Source organism: Acaryochloris sp. IP29b_bin.137 (genome assembly GCF_028285745.1).
Classification (GTDB): domain Bacteria; phylum Cyanobacteriota; class Cyanobacteriia; order Thermosynechococcales; family Thermosynechococcaceae; genus Acaryochloris.
Map to the genome: position 1 here is coordinate 1 of NZ_JANQOP010000025.1, position 18936 is coordinate 18936.

Consider the following 18936-nt stretch of genomic DNA (forward strand, 5'->3'; position numbering starts at 1 on the left):
AAGGCTGGAGCCATTTTAATCTGTGTCGATGGAAGGCTATGCAGTGAGAGGGTTTCAGATAATTTGACCCATGGAATAAAACCCGAAATGAGTTGTAGGTCATCTCACCTAAGGCGGCATACCGGAAACCATTTGCGCTTGGGGTCTATAAAACCCAAGCGTATTTTCAAGCGAATATGGGTGGCTAAGCGGGTACGGCTAACAACTGATCCGCTTGCTTAACGGTTTCGAAGAAAAAGGCCGCATTTTCTTCTGGTGTGGTTGGTAGAATACCATGACCGAGGTTCATGATATGACCTTTGTTGCCAGCTTTGCGAATCGTATCGAGGATGCGATCGCGAATAAAATCTTTCGACCCAAATAGCACACCCGGATCCATATTCCCCTGGACATGCAGGTTCGGTCCTAAGCGCTTACGCGCATCCGCCATATCGACCGTCCAGTCCACACTGATAATGTCAGCACCAGACTGCGCCATCCGCTCCAGCAAGCCAGCGCTACCGCTTGCCAACAAAATCAACGGCGTATCAGGGTGAGTTTCTTTTACCTGACGGAAAACCCGCTGCTGATAAGGAAGGGCAAAGGTTTCAAAATCGATGGGGCTGAGTTGACCCGCCCAAGAGTCAAACATTTGCACCACCTGGGCACCGCAATCAATTTGGTAGCGGACATAGGTTGAGATCGCATCCGAGATCTTCTCTAAAAAGGCATGAAGAACAGACGGATCATCAAACGCCATTCCCTTGATAATGGAGTAATGTTTAGAACCTTTGCCTTCGATGGCATAGGCCGCAAGGGTCCATGGCGCCCCCACAAACCCTAAAACCGTCGATTGATTACCGACTTCTTGGCGCAGGGCCGTTAAAATCTGGCGAATAAACGGCAAAGACTCATCCGGCTCCAACCCATGGAGATTATTCACCTGCTCCATGGTTCGAATCGGCTCCTCGATGATCGGTCCCTTCCCTTCAGCAATATCCATTTTGATGCCGATGCCCGGTAGGGGGGTGACGATATCTGAGAAGAGAATCACGCCATCCGGCTGAAAGGCACGCCAAGGTTGTAGAGAAATCTCAATCGCCACTTCAGGAATCTCTGAACGCTCTCGAAAAGAGGGATACTTTTCTCGTAAATCTCGGTAGGCCTTCATATATCGACCCGCCTGCCGCATCATCCAAACGGGGGGGCGATCCAATACTTCCCCACGGGCAGCCCGCAAAAGACGTGGGACATCTTGGGTAGATCCAGCCATCGGTACGTTTTACTCCTAACTTAGTCAAAGGCAAGGGGGCCAATTGCATTCATCACTCCATCTGGAAGCAAGGCACACCCGCCCCTTTCAATCTGCTTGCTGGATCTAGTTTAGGATTAATTGGCTACATTTTTGGATTTGGGTGACGATAGGCAAAGAAGTCAACCCGATAATCTGAGATGGTTACACCTGCCTGCGCTTCAATTTGAGCAATCAGTTCCGGCGGCAATTCCACCTGAATATCGATGATTTGATCCGTATCTAGACAATTAATATGGCTGTGGGAATGGCTTAAATTACCGTATAAGCGGCCATCCGATCGCTCCACACATTCAATAATCCCGTGCTGAGAAAGCGCTTCTAGATTCTGATAGACCGACGTGTGACCAATGTCTTTTCCTGCCTGATTGAGCCGATCATAGATTTGTCGGGCCGAGAGATGCTCTTCCGCTTGCCAAAGCAGCTCCAAAATAGACCGCCGTTGCCGACTCAGGCGCATTCCCAATGCTTGGCATTGGTCAATCGCACCTTCTAGGGAAGTGATTGGTTTGGCGGTGGTCTCAGGCTCAACGTCAGACACGCGGTACATCCCAACACTAAACAACGGTTTCAAGCTTTAATGGGTCAAGGTAGACCTAATTTAGAATTCAACACGTTCAGATAGAATTGCAATCCATCCGAGTTTGACAGCTAGTCGTACTCGACCCCAGCTCAATAGCTCAAACAGAACTGAGCCGTCTGGCTATTCCCTTCTATCATACCTAAACCCGGACCGATTCCGTTTTATACCCCTTTCACACCCCTTTCAAGCGGATACAGACCATGACTGAAACGATTGCCATCCATGCTGCTCATATTGATAGCTTAGATTTATCTCCCATTCGTCCGCTCCTAGAGACTTGGCTGGCTGACGATATTTTGGCCCATGAGCAGGAACTCACCTTTCACATCAACTACCCTCAACCGGCGGATGCTCAACAAGAATGGTCTGAAATCCCGGAAGTCCGTTTGTGGTTTATTCGCCTAGACAGCCTCTACCCTTGGTTACCGTTATTACTCGACTGGCGGTCGGGCGAACTGGTTCGCTATATGGCCATGCTCGTTCCCCACCAATTCAGCGAGAAAGAAGGCATTCTCTTCAACCCGCAAGCCTTAGACATTCTGATCATGCAGAAAGTTTTTGTGATCACCCGCTGGTTGCGATCTTTAGGGCAAGAGAGCAATACCAAAGTGATGCAAATGGCAGAGATGTTTGGCTATGAACTGGACAACACTATTTTCGATCTGATCCAGGCCCATCCTGACTAGTAGCTATCGTTATCGCTGGCCGTTTGTAGCCCGAGCTGACGATTGGCTTGGTTGAGACGCTCTGCGATCGCTTCTCGCCATTGCAAGCTTACCTCAGGATCTGCCAGGACTTCCTGGGCCATTTCACGATAGCGGGCACTACTGACTCTATCGACCTGCTCCAGCAGGTTGAGGTTGTCATAAACGGTTTGTGGAGAAAGTTTCATGTCTTGTTAAAGGTTAAGGACAGTCATTCTCTAACGCCAATATTATAGCTACGGCAAATCGGTTTGCCCCATCAAGTAGCGATCGCATTCCCGAGCTGCGCCTCGACCTTCATTAAAAGCCCAGACCACCAAGCTTTGGCCGCGACGGCAATCTCCCGCTGCAAACACTCCGGGAATACTGGTCGTGTATTTTTCGTACTCAGCTTTGACATTGCCCCGCGGATCCAGATCTAATTTCAAGGAATCTAGCAGCGGTTGTTCAGGCCCTAAAAAGCCCATAGCCAATAACACCAATTGAGCTGGAATCACTTTTTCCGAACCCGGCACATGCACAGGAGTAAACCGGCCTTGCTCATCTTTTTCCCAGGTCACCTGCACCGTGTGCAATGCTTTCACATGCCCCTGCTCATCCCCTTCAAAGCGAGTCGTCATCGTTAAATAGCCGCGAGGATCATCCCCAAACACCGCAGCTGCTTCTTCTTGACCATAGTCGAGGCGGTAGATTTTGGGCCATTCCGGCCAAGGGTTATTCGCCGCCCGCTCTAGGGGGGGCTTAGGCATAATTTCTAGCTGCACTAAACTCTTACAGTTATGGCGGATGGAGGTGCCCACACAGTCTGTACCGGTGTCGCCGCCACCAATCACAACCACATCTTTGCCTCGAGCCGAAATCACCTGATCATTCAGACTGGCATCCATCACCGCTTTGGTATTCGCCGTCAAAAAGTCCATGGCAAAGTGAATTCCCTGCAATTCTCGACCTTCAATCGGCAAATCCCGGGGACATGTCGCTCCCGTACAGAGGACAACAGCATCAAAATCCTTCAACAAGGATTCAGCAGGCAAATCTTTACCTACTTCGGTATTACAGACAAACTTCACGCCTTCTTCTTCTAAAAGCTGGAGACGGCGCATCACCACCTGCTCTTTCTCCAGCTTCATATTGGGGATGCCGTAGGTCAACAAACCGCCCGGTCGATCCGCTCGTTCCAACACCGTCACCCAATGACCCGCCTTGTTAAGTTGGGCGGCCGCACAGAGTCCAGCAGGTCCAGAACCGACGACAGCCACCTTTTTGCCCGTGCGTTTTTCAGGGGGTTGGGGGGTAATCCAGCCCTCTTCCCACCCTCTATCAACAATGGTTTGTTCAATATTTTTGATCGTTACGGGCGGATTGGTGATTCCCAATACGCAAGAGCCTTCACATGGCGCGGGGCAGACACGACCTGTAAATTCAGGAAAATTATTGGTTTTATGAAGCCGATCGAGGGCCTCTCGCCACAGTCCTCGATAGACCAAATCATTCCATTCTGGAATCAAGTTATTAATAGGGCACCCACTCGCCATATTGCTGATGACCGTCCCCGTATGGCAAAACGGCGTCCCGCAATCCATACATCGAGCCCCTTGGTTACGAAGCCGATCTTCAGGTAAATGCTGATGGAATTCATCCCAATTCTTAATCCGCTCTAGCGGCGGACGATCCGTTGGAATTTCACGGACGAATTCTATAAAACCAGTCGGTTTACCCATAGTCGTAATCTTTACTAAATAGTCTTGAGCCAAATCAGCGCCGCAGAAATCCTAGCCTTCCCCCTTTCACGAACGAACCCGGACGCCAAGATTCTTATTTTTTTCTCCTGACCTCTGCAAAGTCAAGCGTTATACCCAACAACTTAATCCCTATTGTTTGGATCAAGACAGAAAGATCATAATTTTTCCTTGATCCCTTCCTAACCCAAAGGAATCAACAACCAAAAGGCAATCGCATCTCAACCACCTACATCAATCCAGCAGCGTGGAGAGCCAACCTCACTTTGATCAAACTGCGAAGTAGATTGAGTCTCAGATCAACCAGACGGGACAGAAAGGGCTAAGGATGGTGACAGAATTCTAGCTGTCCCTGACGCTCTCTCAAGCATTTTTCCAGCTGTTGTTGGCTCATGGGTCGTGAGAATAAATAGCCTTGACCCCGATCACATCCCAACTGGATCAAATGTGAGACCTCTGCTTCCGTTTCAATCCCTTCAGCCACCACATCCATATTCATGGTCCGCGCGAGGGAAATAATCGTATTGACTATCTCTGCATCCTGGGGCTGCGACATCATCCGACTGACAAAGGAGCGATCGATTTTCAAGGTATCTAAGGGAAACCGATATAAATAGCTGAGGGAGGAATAACCGGTCCCGAAATCATCAAGACTAATTTGGATATTGCGATCGCGCAGTTGCTGCAGCGTTTGAATATGCTTTTCCTCATGGGCCATCAGCATCGTCTCAGTCAATTCCAGTTTCAGATAGTGTCCCTCTAAGCGCGACTCAGCCAAGATCCGATCCACTTCATGGATAAAATTGGGATCTTGAAGTTGTTCACTGGACAAATTAACACTAATCCGCAGTGTCTGCGCCGCGAAAAACTGTTGCTGATAAGATCTGAGCTGATGACAGGCCGCTTGCAACACCCATTTCCCAATTTCCACAATCAAGCCTGTTTCTTCTGCCACCGGAATAAACTCAGACGGCAGGATCAAGCCTCGATCAGGATGCTGCCATCGGACTAGAACTTCCACATCACACAGCCCCCCCGTCTGGAGATCAATAATCGGCTGATAAAAGAGGACGAACTCCTCTCGATCGATAGCAGAACGAAGATCGCGCTCCAACTTCAACAGATTTAGCGTCTGCGCATGCATTTCTGGGCTAAAGACAACAAAGCAGCCTTTGCCCATAGCCTTGGCCCGATACATCGCAATATCAGCATCCCGCAACAATAATGTGGCGTCTTCGTATTGAACTGAATTATAGGCAATCCCAATACTCGACCCGGTAAACACGCTGTGGTCGCCAACTTGAAAGGGTTTTTGCAATGTGAAGAGGATCCGCTCAGCCACTTGAGTCGCATCCTCAACCCCCTGAATCCCATCCAACAGAATCGTAAACTCATCTCCCCCTAAGCGAGCAACGGTATCAGAGGTGCGCACACAATTTTCTAATAGATTTGCGATCGCCACCAACAACTGATCACCAACAATATGCCCCAAACTGTCGTTAATGATTTTAAATCGGTCTAAATCAATAAATAGCAACGCAAACTGATAGTCAGGGATGCGGTGCTGACGTTTAAGGGATTGAGCAATCCGTTCCATCAGTAAATTGCGATTTGGAAGCCCGGTTAATTCATCATGAAACGCATCATGAAGTAACTGAGCCTGTGCTCGCTTTTGCTCAGTAATATCGTAAATAATTCCGTCTAATCGAATCGGCGTGCCTCGATCATCTGTCGTCACATGCCCCCGATTTTTTAGCCAGCGAATTTCTCCATCGGGTCTTAAAATTCGATATTCAATACTCTGGGAACCGGATGCCAACAAATGGTCAAAGAAATGGACAATCTGATGGCGATCGGCTGGGTGGACCACCTCTGTCCATAAATTAGGATTGCTTAGAAAGGACGAAACACTATACCCATGAACCTCTTCCGCAGCAGGATTTAAATACAGCAACTGGTAGCCATCAATGGCTGCTGACCAAACCACATCATCCAAAGAATTCAGAATACTTTCTAGGCGCTGTTCACTGTCCTGTAGTTTCTGCTGAGTGAGTTGACGTTCATCAATTTCTGCATGGAGTTGAAGGTTTACCGCTCGGAGGGTTTTATTTTGTTCAATCAGCTGTTCATCTTGCCAATAGCTCTGCAGAGCGGCTTTTACCGTCAATCCTAAATCAGTCTCATCCCATGGTTTAGCAATATATCGATATAAATTTGCTGAATTAATGGCATGAATAATAGCATCCAGATTCGCATCACCCGTCAGTAAAATTTTTCGGGTTTTCGGATATTGAATCTGAACATAGCTGAGAAGTGCATCTCCACCCATATCGGGTAGATTTTGATCACAGATCACGAGGGGAATTTTGATCCGATCCGCCTCCAACTCTGAGAGCAGCTCTAGTGCTTCTCCACCACTTTCAGCGACTTCAATCTCATAGGCATCCTCGATAATTCGCTGAAGCTGATCTCGAAGGCTATTCAAAATTAATCGGTCATCATCGATGCAAATAATTGTGCCTTTATTCACCTTTACTCCACAATCACTGATGCAGCTTGTTCAGGCACATTCCCCAGGAAGACCTTTATTTCTAAACCGGTTAACTCCACGCCAAAATTGATATCCCCTAAACAGCCTCTATGGGCAACCAAACCTCAAACCTAGTATGCCCAGGCTGGCTTTCGCATTCGACCCGGCCCTGATGCTTATCAACAATCTTGCGGACGATATCCAGTCCCAAACCACTGCCTTCGCCAGCCGGTTTGGTGGTAAAAAATGGGCTAAAGATTTTCTCTTGGATCTCTGGGGGAATCCCACTCCCTGAATCGGTGATACTGACAACAATATGGTGTGGGTCTTGCCGAATCGCAATGGCAATTTGTCCTTTATAGTCCATTGCCTGCATGGCATTGTGTAATAAGTTGGTCCATACTTGGGCAAGCTCTTCTGGATAGCAGAGAATTTCTGGAACCGGATCAAATTCCTTGGTTAATTCGATGCCCTGTTTAAGCTGATTATGGTAAAGGGTTAAAACCGTTTCCACCGTTTCAGGAATCGCGGCCATCACCTTTTCATTGCTAAGATCCTGGCGAGCATAACTTTTCAAAGCAAACACAATTTTAGCCGCGCGTCCCACCGCTAAGCGAATATTCTGGGTATTGTTGTAAATGACGGTCAAATCATAAGCAACATCCAAAATATCAGTATTGTTGGGCAATACTAGGATCGGTTCAAATGGGGAGATATCCGATGTGATTCCCATTTTGCTGAGCGTACTGGCTATCTCAATCGCAGGTTCTAAGTTCTGTTCCGTTAGCACCTTTTTGAGTTCTCGCTTTAATTTCCGTTCTTCCCGAGACGTTAGAATGTCTCGATGTTGTTGGGCAGCGGCCAGAAGGTGAAAAAACGCCTCAGATTGCTCAGACTGCAATTCCTGAAGCACTTGCGGTAACCGCTGCATCGATTTATCCAGAGAAGAGGAAATATTTTCTCCTGCAGCTTGAATCGCGCCTAATGGCGTGTTGATTTCATGAGCGACCCCTGCCGTGAGTTGCCCCAAGGCCACCATTTTTTCAGATTGAATAAGTTCTTGGGTCCGCTCTTGAACCTGCTGCTCCAGCGACCGATTATACTCTGCCAGTTGCTGTTCACTTTCCTTCAGCGCCTCCACCATGATATTGCGTTCTTCCAAAGCAATTCGCAAATCATTCACCATATGGTTAAAGGTCCGAGCCAGTTCTCCTAATTCATCCGACCGATATTGATTTAGAGAAACATTTCGCCCTAAATCTCCTGAAGAAATCGCCGTTGCAGCTTGATTAATTTTCAAAATCGGGTTGGTCACCCAACGGGCAGTCACCATGCCAAATAGGATGGCAACAAACAATGCCGCAATGGACAGACCTATTGTGGCCCGGGTATTGGCATAGATTTGTTCCATAAAATCAGACTCAGGAACCACCACCACGCTCAGCCAATCTAAGCCATGTTGATCCCGTAAAGGATTGACCTGGAGGAAATATCGTTTACCATCAATCGCTACAGCCAGTTGCTGGCGATCGGTTATAACCTGCAAATCTCCAAATCGATCGAGTAAAGTTTGGGTACTCTCTCGAATCAGCGCATCTTCGCTGTTTAAGGCAGCCAGGCGTTGAGGACCTTGTTCAGATGGGGTAAAGGGCTTCTCAGAAGTGGAGGTGGCCACCAGTAACCCTGATCGCTCAAGCATAAAACTTTTACCCGCCTTACCGATTTTGAGGGTCTTCAGAAAATCACTAATTTGAGTAATGGTTAAATCCGTTGCTAGGATCCCCTGAAAGGTCCCAGACTGGTCGTAATAGGGCTGCCCCAGGGTGATGGCCAGGGTTGGAGGATTGACCCAAGGATAAATTTCCGTCCAGGTCGGTTTATCCGTTCTCTCTGGGGCCAAATACCAGGGCCGTTTTTGGGGCATAAAGTTTGGAGAAGTTTCTAGTAATTCGCCCCGTTGTCCCCCTCTCCGAATCGAGTAGGTTTGTAAGTTCCCAGTGGATTCCGTCACTTGATAGGTAAACGTCCCATCATCATTGGCAGCTAAACCAACAAATTCCCCCTTTGGGGTGCCAAATTGGATATAGCTAATTTGATTAAAGACTTGAATTTGCCGCCAAAAATGGCGCTCCATACTTTTTAGATTATTGACCTGGAGTTGCGCCAAATCTAGAGCATGTTTATTGAGTTGGTTAACCGCATGGGGCGCAGTCAAATAGGATTGGGTGCGCTCCGCAATCCGATCCTCAACTTCAGCTGTAATTTGATGGGCTAAGGATTCAATGGACTGTTGGCCGTTTTTAAAGGACAAATAACCGACTAGCCCCACAGCCCCACAAACTTGCAGCACAAACGGAACAATCAAGATCGTTTTGAGTTTCTGACGACGGGCAAATTTTCCCGGAAAAGAACGTAAAGATTGAATCAACATCAATCAGACTCACTCGGCATTAAATGTATCCAATCCAGTCTTAATAACTTGCATTAACTCTTTTTCATTCCATGGTTTAGAAACGTAGGCATGGAGATTCATATTTTGGTAGATGCGCTCAACGGCTGATTCATCCGCCTGCCCCGATAACAAAACCGTCACAATTTCTGGAAACTTCTGGTTTAAATCAATCAGGAATTCATCTCCTTTGACCCCTGGCATTAACCAATCGGAAATGATGATCAAAATTTCAACGTCGTCTTCTTTTAGTTCATCGATGACTTCCCAAGCTTCTTCCACACTCTCGGCAATTTCGCACAAATGTCGATCGCCAAAATACTTGCCTATTTGATCTCTTAGGCTTCTTAAAATGACGGATTCATCATCCACACAGATGATTGCTGACGTAGCCATAGAACGAATTCGGCCTCTCAGATATTGGATTTCGGATTACGAGAACAACCTTATAAGTCGGTTGAAACAGCATTTTTTCCATCGGTTCAACGTCATCACCCTGGCATGGGGATAATGAGTGTCCAAATGAAATGGATAGAACTAGGCTTAGTTTGCCCAGTTCTCCGACTAACTTGAAGATGCTCCTTGCCAGGTTAAAGGAGCGCCGCGGCTTTCTCAGCCAAACTAGACCGTTCACCCTGATAGAGGGTGATATGACCGGCGATGGTCTCAGCCTTAAACCGCTCCACGACATAGGTCAAACCATTACTGGCCGCATCCACATAGGGATTATCAATCTGCTCAGGATCACCCGTGAGCACCACTTTGGTATGTTCCCCGGCACGGGTCAAAATCGTTTTGACTTCATGGGGGGTGAGATTCTGCGCTTCATCTACGATCAAAAATTGATTGGGTATCGTCCGCCCTCGGATATAGGTCAAGGGCTCAATTTGCAACAAGCCCTGATCAATCAGTTCTTCATGACCTCGCCGCCAATGGGAGGGCTGCCCGGCCACATCCTGAGTGCCAAAAATCAAATCAAAATTGTCGTAAAGAGGCTGCATCCAAGGCGTCAACTTTTCATCAATATCGCCGGGCAGATATCCCAAATCCCTACCCATAGGAACAATTGGCCGGGCAATCAACAAACGACTATAGCTTTTTTCATCTGCAACTTTGTGCAATCCGGCTGCGATCGCAAGCAATGTTTTTCCCGTTCCAGCTTTACCCACCAAAGTCACGAGGGAAATGGAGTCCTGCATTAGGAGTTCAAAGGCAAATTTTTGTTCTCGATTCCGAGCCCGAATCCTGGAAATGCCATTATGGGGAAACTTAGGCAGGGGCACGACCTCACCCGTCGTTTCACCGGCTAATGCTAAGGCCGTATGGGAAGGGTTGAGGCTATCAAATAAGGTGACCGCCTGATTGGGCCATGTCTTTTCTGCCAGGGAGGTATGTCCCGCTTGAAAGAGCTGGCTAATGGTCTCAGTGCTCACCATTACTTCGGTCATGCCGGTGTAGAGCCCTTCGAAGTTGACCTTATCCGTAGAATAGTCTTCTGCCGATAATCCCAGCACATCAGCCTTGATCCGCAGATTGGTATCCTTACTGACTAACACCACCGGGCAATGGCACTGATTTCTAAGTTCCAAAGCCACAGCCAAGATTGCATTGTCGGCTTGGTCACCTTCTAATTCAGGAGGAAGTTCTTTTAAGGTGATGCGATCACATAAGGCCACTCGTAATATTCCACCATTGGAGAGTTCAATGCCTTTAGTCAGGTGACCTTGAGTCCGTAAATCATCTAAGGTACGCGAAACCTGACGAGCATTTCGCCCCGTTTCTTGAGGCTGCTTTTTGAAGCGATCCAGTTCTTCGATAATTGTTATCGGTAAAACTACATCATTGTCCTCAAATCGGAATATGGCATTTGGATCGTGCAACAGCACATTGGTATCGAGGACAAACGCTTTTTTCATAGGGGGGATAACAACCTCAGGGTCGAATAGGAAGGGAGAAGCTTTTTCCTATTACAGCACAATGCCCTCGAACGGGTTGTCTTAAATCATCTTCAGAGAATTCGAAACACGCCCAACCATCGACCCTATTGCCCCAACAAGGGGCAATCAACATCCCCTTGCCGCCATCATCGAGCAGAACCTCGGCAGAATCCCCCCTAACTCGTCATGAATATGCAGGCTAGTCTAGCTAAAGACCCAATCTATCCCGTTAGCCGAGGCTATCGTCGGTTTAAGGGTGAGCTGAAGGCTTTATGATTTGATGGAGCGCAACCGCTTAGACAACACGGCTGCCGAACCCAACCCACCAGACAGAACAATGGCAAGGAGCGGAATCTGAGGAGACTGATGAGACGGAACTTCGCTAATGTCATTAAGGTTGATTCCCTTGGATGTCACCGGAACCGTCAAAATATCTTGATGCCCCGATTCGCCAATGCTGACTTCCCACTCTCCCGGCATCTTGTCATGGGTGTCAAAGGTAAACTGCCCCTTCTCATCGGTCTCAGCTTCTAGCACCGGCTGACTTAAATCATTCGGGGCGTATATTTTGATTTTGGCATTCTTGTGGGGCTCACCCGTACTAAATACGGCCGTAAACTTGACCTTATTGGCATCTTCTAACACATAGTTTGTTTCCAGGGCATGGGCAAACGCCCGCGTTGGCACGCCCAATACGGCCAATAGCAGGAGCGGCATCAATACTTTAGATTTCATGGGCATCAGCTCTTCCAATGGTATGGGGACGGGGATAGCGACCTGAAATTGTGATCGCATTCGGCTCTATCTTATCGACAAATTTCGAAAACTTCATCTTCATTCATTTCACTATTCCCTGATCTTCCATAAAGCTGAAAGCAGGGTACTTAATTTCGATGCCACACTTTAATGGCACTATTTTTACTACTACTGACCAAGGATTGTCCATCAGCGGCAAAGGCGAGAGAATAAATATCACCGTTGTATCCCCCCAGGGTATGACGCAAGCGCCCTGAGGAAAGGTTCCAGAGCTTCACCGTACGATCATGACTGCCCGTCGCCAATGTCTGACCATCAGGGCTAAAGGTAACCGCCGTCACGGGCTTGGTATGAGCCTTAAAGGTCTGCTTTAACTCCCCAGACGCTAGCGTCCAGAGTTTAACAGTCTTGTCTTGACTGGCACTCGCTAACTGGGTGCTTGAAGGACTAAAGGCGATAGAAATCACCCGTTCTGAATGGCCTTTAAGGGTGCGAATCAACTTGCCAGTTTTGAGTTCCCATAGCTTGACCGTTTGATCAGCACTGGCGCTGGCAATCATTTGACCGTTGGGACTGATGGCAACAGCTCGGACTTGGCTAGCATGTCCAGTAAGGGTCCGTACAAGCTTTCCGGTCTTGATATCCCAAACTTTCAGGGTCTGATCTTCACTTCCACTGACCAAGAATTTGCCATCTGGGCTAATGGCAACCGACCAAACGGTTGCGGGATGGGCCGCAAAAGTTCTCAGTAGCTTTCCAGTTGCTACATCCCATAACTTGATCGTGCAATCTCCACTGGCACTCGCCAAGATCTTGCCCTTAGGACCTAGGGCTATGGTCCACACCTTATCTTTATGATCAGAGAGGGTCCGAACCAGTTGGCCTTTGCCCATATTCCAAAGCTTGATGTCATTCTGGTCTCCGCTCCCCATCAATGTTTTGCCATCAGGACTCAGGGCCACAGACCAAATCGCTTTTTTAGGGGAATTGGGCAAGGTTTGCAGCTGGGCCTTTTTCCAGTCAATTCCGGCCTGGCATTGAGAGAGCAGTTGCTGGGCATGGGGATATAGTCGAGAATCTTTCGATATCGCTTGGGTTTGGGAGATGCAGGTATCGTAACGCTTCTGTTGGGATAGAGATTGCAAAAAGCTTAACTGTTGCGCCTCTTTTTGCCGTTGTTGGCTCTCCTGCTGCTGCCGAAGAACCGTTGTGAGGATTAGGAGTGCGATCGCACCCGCTCCAGCCCCCCACCAAACCCGTTTGGGAACAGCCTCCAACTGGTGCCATGAAACCTTAGGGACCTTAACTCGATGTCGATTATTCCGTAAATAATGGCCGACCTTACTTGAGAAACTTTGTCCCAACACCGTCAAACGATGAGCAGAGGTCTGAAACGTCTGTTGCCCAAAACCGATCGCCTGTTGAAACGGTTGCATCACATTTTGATTAGGCCAGCTTGGGGAAGGAACAGTCCCTCGGGTTACATCAGTGGCCTGACTCGGCGATTGGATCACCTGAACTTGGCGGATAATGGCAGTCTCAACAGGTATCGTATCTGCATCCGTTAACCCTAAAGTAGCCTGAAAGTGTCTAAACTGTTCCTGCAAATAACTACTGACTGGATACTCTTGCCGAATGGCCTCCACAAAAGCCATAGCATATTCCTGGAGCTTCGTCTGATAGGTCCGCTTCGGCTTGTTAACTTCTTCCTCAATGACTTTTGCCGTCTCAACATCTAGATCTAAACTTGCCCTCAAGTTATCTAAAATCACTCGATTGACCGGAGAAACCTCCCCTTGCATCGAATAAGATTCGAATTGGCGACGGTAAATAAACTGTGGCTCATGGGCTGGCGATTGGGCTAAGGCCAAATTTTGGGCCGCTTTGATATTGAACACTTGAGGATCAAGAGCAGGAATTTCTTGTTTCACCTTCCGCTTCGCATAGGCATACCATTCTTCAATGGAAATAATGCCATCACAATTCTGATCTGCTGCCCCCGTTCTTAACCCTTCCACCAGATAGAACGTATATGACGATAAATCAGCCCCCTTATGGACAAACGCATGCCGAGCCTGCGTTGCCGACGTCATAATTGTCCGTCCCAATCCCCCTAAATGTTGAGGGAAATTAACATTATCCAAATGGTGAGCCAATACAGAAGAAGCGGTTTGTCGATAGCAACAATCCAATAAGACAACTTGCTGCTCAGCCTTACAGTCATTCAGAATGTCCTGAAGTAAGTCAACAGAGACCAGGGTGGAGCGCACCACCTTATCCTGGGGGTTGGTCCGACTCACACCAGTGGTGAGCCCAAATCGGCCCTGTTCATCCAAAACCACCCCATGGCCAGAAAAATAGACCAGTAATAAATCGTCAATATCTCGATCTTGGCAAAAGCTTTCAAGGGATTCAGCCAACAGTTGCGGATTGGGGTTGAGTAACGTTTGAACCTCATCAAAAGCAGCAATTTTAGGATTTTCCAGAACCTGCTTCATCACTGCAATGTCCTGCTGTACGCCAGGCAGGGGTTCAAAGCCATATTCACAATGACTCACCCCTATCAGTAAGGCATTTTTGGTGGTTGGCACCCGAGCCATCGAATCAAGGGTTATTCTCGGTGATTCCAACAACCGTTCTAAGGAATTCACGAGGGGCTCATGCTCACTATCAGTCGGGAGCCCTAGCAGACCAGACTCGACATCAAAATCAGTCGAATCCTCCAGGTCAACTTCAATCTGGTTATCCGCAGGAACAGCAACCGAGAAACTGAGGAGTTTTTCCTTATCCAGCAGCAGCCGACACCGAGCACGCGTTCCCGAAGGAATGGACACCCCGGGTAAGGCAGGATGCCAATCCTCCAAGCTGTCGATCACAACCTTAGCCACGACCGGGGAAACGCTTTCTCGCTCGATAAAGGTGATCGGTCCCCGCTCCAGATAGGTATAAATATCATCCAGCAAAGCGTTGTCGAGTTTCCCGGTCAAACAATAGGCAACAAAGTATGGAACATGGCTACGACCCAAATCATCGTTGCCATGGTTATACATCCAACCAAATAACGTTTGTTCAGTAGAAATTTGGGCAAGATAAGCTGAACGATATCCAGGTTGGGGAGGGGCGTAAGAATTCCAGTACTTATAAACTACCTGAGTTAAAAAAACCTGCTTCACTTCCTCTGACACAGATTCACTACTCAGGGTTTGGAAGCCCTGGTCAGGGAAGCTAGTGTAAATCAATTGATCGAGTTCTAGCGTAAACATCAGAGGATAGTCCTTAGTCGATATTACGGGTTAGACGGGGCTTGGGCCTCACCTGCCATTCTCCTGATTTCCTGTTTTAATTCCTTCGTCGGTGCTGCTTCTTCAGCTCTGACAAATAGGGTCTTAGCCGCTTCGTTATCCCCACTTTCAGATCGCAGCTTAGCTTTACTAGTGAGCGCCAAAATACTCTTGGGTTCAAGTTTTAGGATTTTGTCATAGACCTCCTCTTCCTTTGCCTTGTTCCCACTGACAGCATACAGAAATGCCAAATCAGAGAGGAAAGTCGTGTTTTCGGGTTGTTGGTCAACCAGTTTCTCCATAAGGGGCACAGCCTTATCAAACTCAGTTAATTCTGAATAGAGTTTAGAGAGGAGCAATAATGCCTCTGGATCATTTGGATTTTTATCAAGGGTCTCCTGATAATCTTGAATTTGCTCCGCGACCGTGAGTGGTCCTCCCGGAAGACGCAATACTCCTAAGCCGAACAACAAACCCAACACACTCACCAGAAGGCCAAATCCAATTGCCCCCCACAGGCCAAGCTGCTTCCAATCTTTGGAAGATGAATGCTCTCGGTTCACCCCTTGAGATCGAGCACTAGGTTGGGCCGTATTATTCAAAATGTTATCGATTCCGCTAGCCAAAGATTGAGGCTGACCCCGGTAATGGATATGGCTTAATTCCGAAGCCAGCCAGAGTAAGGGAGCTGAAGCCCCCTTAGCCTGCAACACGGACATTTTTCCATTTTTAATAATTGGAATAGTGGAATAAAATCTTCGATACTGAATTTTATTCGCATCCAAGCGAGCCATCAGTGGCCTGATATTCTCTTCTATTTTTAATAGTTTTTGAGGACTTTCCGTCAAAAGATCGCATTTAGTTAGCACGATCGCGAAAATGTAAGTTAAACCACTTTGATAGGCTAAAGAGGATATTGCTTCTACTTGCTTAATCACATTTTGCAGGGTCTGAGAATAGGCAGAATTGTTGTAAAGGGTATGAGTATCAATAAAGACACAACCCCCATGGGATTCCATCACCATCTTTTGGAAATTGGCGTTGTCATTATTACAAATCTCGCCAGGGATATCCCACCAACGAAATTTGCACAGTTCCTGCTCTCCAAGAATGTTTTGCGTCTTAACTGCGAAAGTAAAGTTGGTAATCTTCATCGTGGCTGGAGGATATTGACCGGTCTGGGAAATATATTCCAACAATGTATTGAGATTATGTTGAACCTGAGTATCTTGACATTCAAACCAGGTGGGAGATTTTCGTACCACACTATTTGATTTTTGTTCAGCATAACTGCCGACTAAGAAAACAGTTTTACCCACACCTCGATGCCCAATGCTGAGTAAGTTAAAGGTCTGAGTTTTAGTTTTAGACGGAGCATTCATAGGTAAGCACTAGCGAGATATGAGGGAATCGGAAGAGATCACAACCCCTATATTGAGGTTGTTCACTCTAATCTACATAGACCAACACAAATTTGGAAAGCCTTGTTTATCATTCTTGCACAGCTTTGATACTCTAGAATTCAGTGTAGGCTTAGCTTAAAGCTGCTGATGTAATCTTACTTACATTGCCCACAACCCAGAAAATACCGTTCCTGAATTCACGAGAGATTCAAAAAAATAAGCCATCCTTTCGATCAAACCTTTTTTCGCCTTAATTTACCCCCATACGCGAAATGAACCCTAACCAGCAGGGATAAAGCGTAAATTCAGGCATTTCCTACCTTAAATCCCTTTCCGAGTCCCAACGACATCCCTGTTCTAACCATGCCCCTGGGTCAGGATGACGACTTAATCTGTCTTGACCGCTCTGAAAGATCGCCGTGAAAGCCCCTGCACCTAACCTAGACTGAGGCCACATGCGATAGCAGGGCATATCCGTCAAGTGAGACTGAAAGTCTTTAAGCAGTGGAACGGCTTGAGGAACAAATTGAGGAAATCGGCGAGTCAACCAAGCGCAAACACTTTCATTTTCCGCTTTAGAAAAGGCACAGGTCATATAGACGAGATATCCTCCTGGCGCGACGAGTTGTGCAGCATTCCCTAAGATTCTTTTTTGCCGTTTAACATTGTGCTTAATGGAAACAGGATGAAAACAACCCGGGGCTTTTCCCCCTTTGGCTAACAAAGATTGCCCCGTACAAGGTGCGTCCACTAACACCACGTCTGCCCATAAGGGAACGTTATCTGCCAGAACCTTTGTGTCAGCGCTGAAAACCTTAACCGGGTGAATTCGACAACGTCGCAGATTATCAATCAGCAAGCCAACTCGCTTACCAATTACCTCATTGCTCAGTAACAAGTTGGGCTGAAGAATTTTCCAAGCCAGAATACTTTTCCCCCCCGGTGCAGCACAAAGATCTATCACTATCTTCGGCTCATGATCAATATTGGTAAGGACCGATGCCGCAAATACCGATGAGAAATCCAGGCAATAGTAGGCACCTTGCTGATGTAATGGATGCTTACCCGGACGTTCGTTGAGGCCCAACCGGTCGATAAAGGGAAGCTGCCATGGCAGCGGAGAAAGCGGTGCAAAGGGAGAGAGGCTTGCTCCCTTCTTTAACCACAAAATACAAGGATGCAAGGGCTGAGGATCGGTCAGAGCGCTGATAAATTCCTGTTGTTGTTGGGGATTTGACCACAGCTTTCGACTAAATTTTTCCAACAACTTCGACACGATAAAACCTTAACTGGAGGAGAATAGAGTGTAAGGAGCTTTGTTTACAATACCTTTTGGACAATCGCTTGATTGAAAGCTGAGCGTTCTTGATTATGGCAGTCTGGCTCAATCATTTTCCTATTTGCTGATTTACCAGTGCGATCACATCCCATTTAGACCTGTTGTTATGACATCCGAATCAAAGATACAGCCGATTGAGAAGGATCAAGCGTTTGCCAATGCAGCGCAAGCCTATCTTTCCGGCTCAGCTCAAAAACTTCCACCAAAAGAATTACTGGAGCAACTGCTCAACCGTGAAAAAAAGGCTCCCTCCCATTCTTTACTCACCTTTAAGCAATTGACTGGCACATGGCGGCTGTGTTTTGTGACTGGGACCCAAAAACCGCATCAACATAAAAATCACATAATCGGCAATGGGTTCTATATCCCACTCTGGGTAACCATGCAGATTGTCTATTCCCCTGAAACCCCTACAGAATTTGGTCCCCAGACATCAGATACGGTCGGTCAAATTTCCAATCAAGTGCATTGGGGTGGTCTGAGTCTGGCCTTAACGGGACCCGCTCGATGTTGGGCAAAGAAAAATATTGTGGCCTTTGATTTTACGAAAGTGGAATTCAAAGCCTTTGGCAAAATCCTCTACAAGGGGTTTATTCGCGGAGGGCAAACCAGTGAACGAACCTTCTGGGAGGGTCACGTTCGCACCCAAGCTTTTTTTGTCTATTTTCTGATCCACGGACAAATCTTAGCGGCTCGGGGCAGGGGAGGTGGAATGGCTCTATGGGTTAAAACTGGATCTTGACGCCTGCTATCTCTCAGCCGCTCTGGAAAGTGGAGCAAATTGAGGCAAGATAACATCGACAAAGTCTGATAGTTAGAATAGTCTAGTTAAAGTCACAAGCGCTCGTAGCTCAGCGGATAGAGCAGTTGCCTTCTAAGCAATTGGTCGCAGGTTCGAGTCCTGCCGAGCGCGTTATTAATGAG

General features: G+C 47.4%; 14 protein-coding genes and 1 tRNA gene. 3 read left to right on the forward strand and 12 right to left on the reverse strand.

The genetic code is table 11. From position 1 onward, the window contains the following. Positions 1–184: 184 nt before the first annotated feature. Positions 185–1252 (reverse strand): uroporphyrinogen decarboxylase, encoded by a 1068-nt coding sequence (hemE, locus tag Q0991_RS01840; protein WP_299484935.1) that lies wholly within the window; start codon positions 1250–1252, stop codon positions 185–187. Between the two features lie 124 nt (positions 1253–1376). Continuing rightward, the gene (locus Q0991_RS01845; RefSeq protein ID WP_299484984.1) at positions 1377–1841 is read right to left on the reverse strand and encodes a Fur family transcriptional regulator; all 465 of its coding nucleotides are present in this window, start codon (positions 1839–1841) and stop codon (positions 1377–1379) included. A gap of 233 nt (positions 1842–2074) precedes the next feature. Between Q0991_RS01845 and Q0991_RS01850 the strand changes: the two genes are divergently transcribed. After that, on the forward strand, positions 2075–2560 hold the full coding sequence (locus Q0991_RS01850; RefSeq protein WP_299484938.1) for a CRR6 family NdhI maturation factor: 486 nt from the start codon (positions 2075–2077) through the stop codon (positions 2558–2560). On the opposite strand, the gene Q0991_RS01855 is transcribed toward Q0991_RS01850, so the two are convergent. From Q0991_RS01855 to Q0991_RS01900, 10 genes are all read right to left on the reverse strand, one after another. Further along, positions 2557–2766: a hypothetical protein gene (locus Q0991_RS01855; protein ID WP_299484940.1), complete on the reverse strand. Its 210-nt coding sequence runs from the start codon at positions 2764–2766 to the stop codon at positions 2557–2559. The genes Q0991_RS01850 and Q0991_RS01855 overlap by 4 nt on opposite strands. Before the next feature lie 48 nt (positions 2767–2814). After that, entirely contained in the window at positions 2815–4299 is a 1485-nt protein-coding gene (gene gltD, locus Q0991_RS01860; protein WP_299484942.1) for a glutamate synthase small subunit, read from the reverse strand. Positions 4300–4639: 340 nt separating this feature from the next. Beyond that, positions 4640–6847 (reverse strand): EAL domain-containing protein, encoded by a 2208-nt coding sequence (locus Q0991_RS01865; protein WP_299484944.1) that lies wholly within the window; start codon positions 6845–6847, stop codon positions 4640–4642. A 97-nt stretch (positions 6848–6944) separates the two neighbouring features. Beyond that, complete coding sequence (locus Q0991_RS01870; RefSeq protein WP_299484946.1) at positions 6945–9278, reverse strand: ATP-binding protein; 2334 nt, start codon at positions 9276–9278, stop codon at positions 6945–6947. A 9-nt stretch (positions 9279–9287) separates the two neighbouring features. Beyond that, the gene (locus Q0991_RS01875) at positions 9288–9692 is read right to left on the reverse strand and encodes a response regulator (protein WP_299484948.1); all 405 of its coding nucleotides are present in this window, start codon (positions 9690–9692) and stop codon (positions 9288–9290) included. Between the two features lie 194 nt (positions 9693–9886). After that, on the reverse strand, positions 9887–11212 hold the full coding sequence (locus Q0991_RS01880) for a PhoH family protein (protein ID WP_299484951.1): 1326 nt from the start codon (positions 11210–11212) through the stop codon (positions 9887–9889). 291 nt (positions 11213–11503) lie between these two features. Continuing rightward, on the reverse strand, positions 11504–12028 hold the full coding sequence (locus Q0991_RS01885) for a hypothetical protein (RefSeq protein ID WP_299484953.1): 525 nt from the start codon (positions 12026–12028) through the stop codon (positions 11504–11506). A gap of 89 nt (positions 12029–12117) precedes the next feature. Next, on the reverse strand, positions 12118–15252 hold the full coding sequence (locus tag Q0991_RS01890; protein ID WP_299484955.1) for a caspase family protein: 3135 nt from the start codon (positions 15250–15252) through the stop codon (positions 12118–12120). A gap of 23 nt (positions 15253–15275) precedes the next feature. Continuing rightward, a complete protein-coding gene (locus Q0991_RS01895; protein WP_299484957.1) occupies positions 15276–16652 on the reverse strand; it encodes a hypothetical protein in 1377 nt (458 codons plus the stop codon). A 337-nt stretch (positions 16653–16989) separates the two neighbouring features. Next, on the reverse strand, positions 16990–17949 hold the full coding sequence (locus Q0991_RS01900; protein WP_299484959.1) for an RsmB/NOP family class I SAM-dependent RNA methyltransferase: 960 nt from the start codon (positions 17947–17949) through the stop codon (positions 16990–16992). Between the two features lie 169 nt (positions 17950–18118). Here Q0991_RS01900 and Q0991_RS01905 point away from each other — a divergent pair, with 169 nt between their 5' ends. Beyond that, positions 18119–18754: a hypothetical protein gene (locus Q0991_RS01905; RefSeq protein WP_299484961.1), complete on the forward strand. Its 636-nt coding sequence runs from the start codon at positions 18119–18121 to the stop codon at positions 18752–18754. Between the two features lie 98 nt (positions 18755–18852). Next, positions 18853–18925: transfer RNA gene (locus Q0991_RS01910), tRNA-Arg, on the forward strand. The last annotated feature ends 11 nt before the right edge of the window (positions 18926–18936 follow it).

Coding starts and splice junctions, on each gene's coding strand:
- hemE (WP_299484935.1), bottom strand. CDS start 1,252: ATGGCTGGATCTACCCAAGATGTCCCACGTCTTTTGCGGGCTGCCCGT.
- Q0991_RS01845 (WP_299484984.1), bottom strand. CDS start 1,841: ATGTACCGCGTGTCTGACGTTGAGCCTGAGACCACCGCCAAACCAATC.
- Q0991_RS01850 (WP_299484938.1), top strand. CDS start 2,075: ATGACTGAAACGATTGCCATCCATGCTGCTCATATTGATAGCTTAGAT.
- Q0991_RS01855 (WP_299484940.1), bottom strand. CDS start 2,766: ATGAAACTTTCTCCACAAACCGTTTATGACAACCTCAACCTGCTGGAG.
- gltD (WP_299484942.1), bottom strand. CDS start 4,299: ATGGGTAAACCGACTGGTTTTATAGAATTCGTCCGTGAAATTCCAACG.
- Q0991_RS01870 (WP_299484946.1), bottom strand. CDS start 9,278: ATGTTGATTCAATCTTTACGTTCTTTTCCGGGAAAATTTGCCCGTCGT.
- Q0991_RS01875 (WP_299484948.1), bottom strand. CDS start 9,692: ATGGCTACGTCAGCAATCATCTGTGTGGATGATGAATCCGTCATTTTA.
- Q0991_RS01880 (WP_299484951.1), bottom strand. CDS start 11,212: ATGAAAAAAGCGTTTGTCCTCGATACCAATGTGCTGTTGCACGATCCA.
- Q0991_RS01885 (WP_299484953.1), bottom strand. CDS start 12,028: ATGCGATCACAATTTCAGGTCGCTATCCCCGTCCCCATACCATTGGAA.
- Q0991_RS01890 (WP_299484955.1), bottom strand. CDS start 15,252: ATGTTTACGCTAGAACTCGATCAATTGATTTACACTAGCTTCCCTGAC.
- Q0991_RS01895 (WP_299484957.1), bottom strand. CDS start 16,652: ATGAATGCTCCGTCTAAAACTAAAACTCAGACCTTTAACTTACTCAGC.
- Q0991_RS01905 (WP_299484961.1), top strand. CDS start 18,119: ATGACATCCGAATCAAAGATACAGCCGATTGAGAAGGATCAAGCGTTT.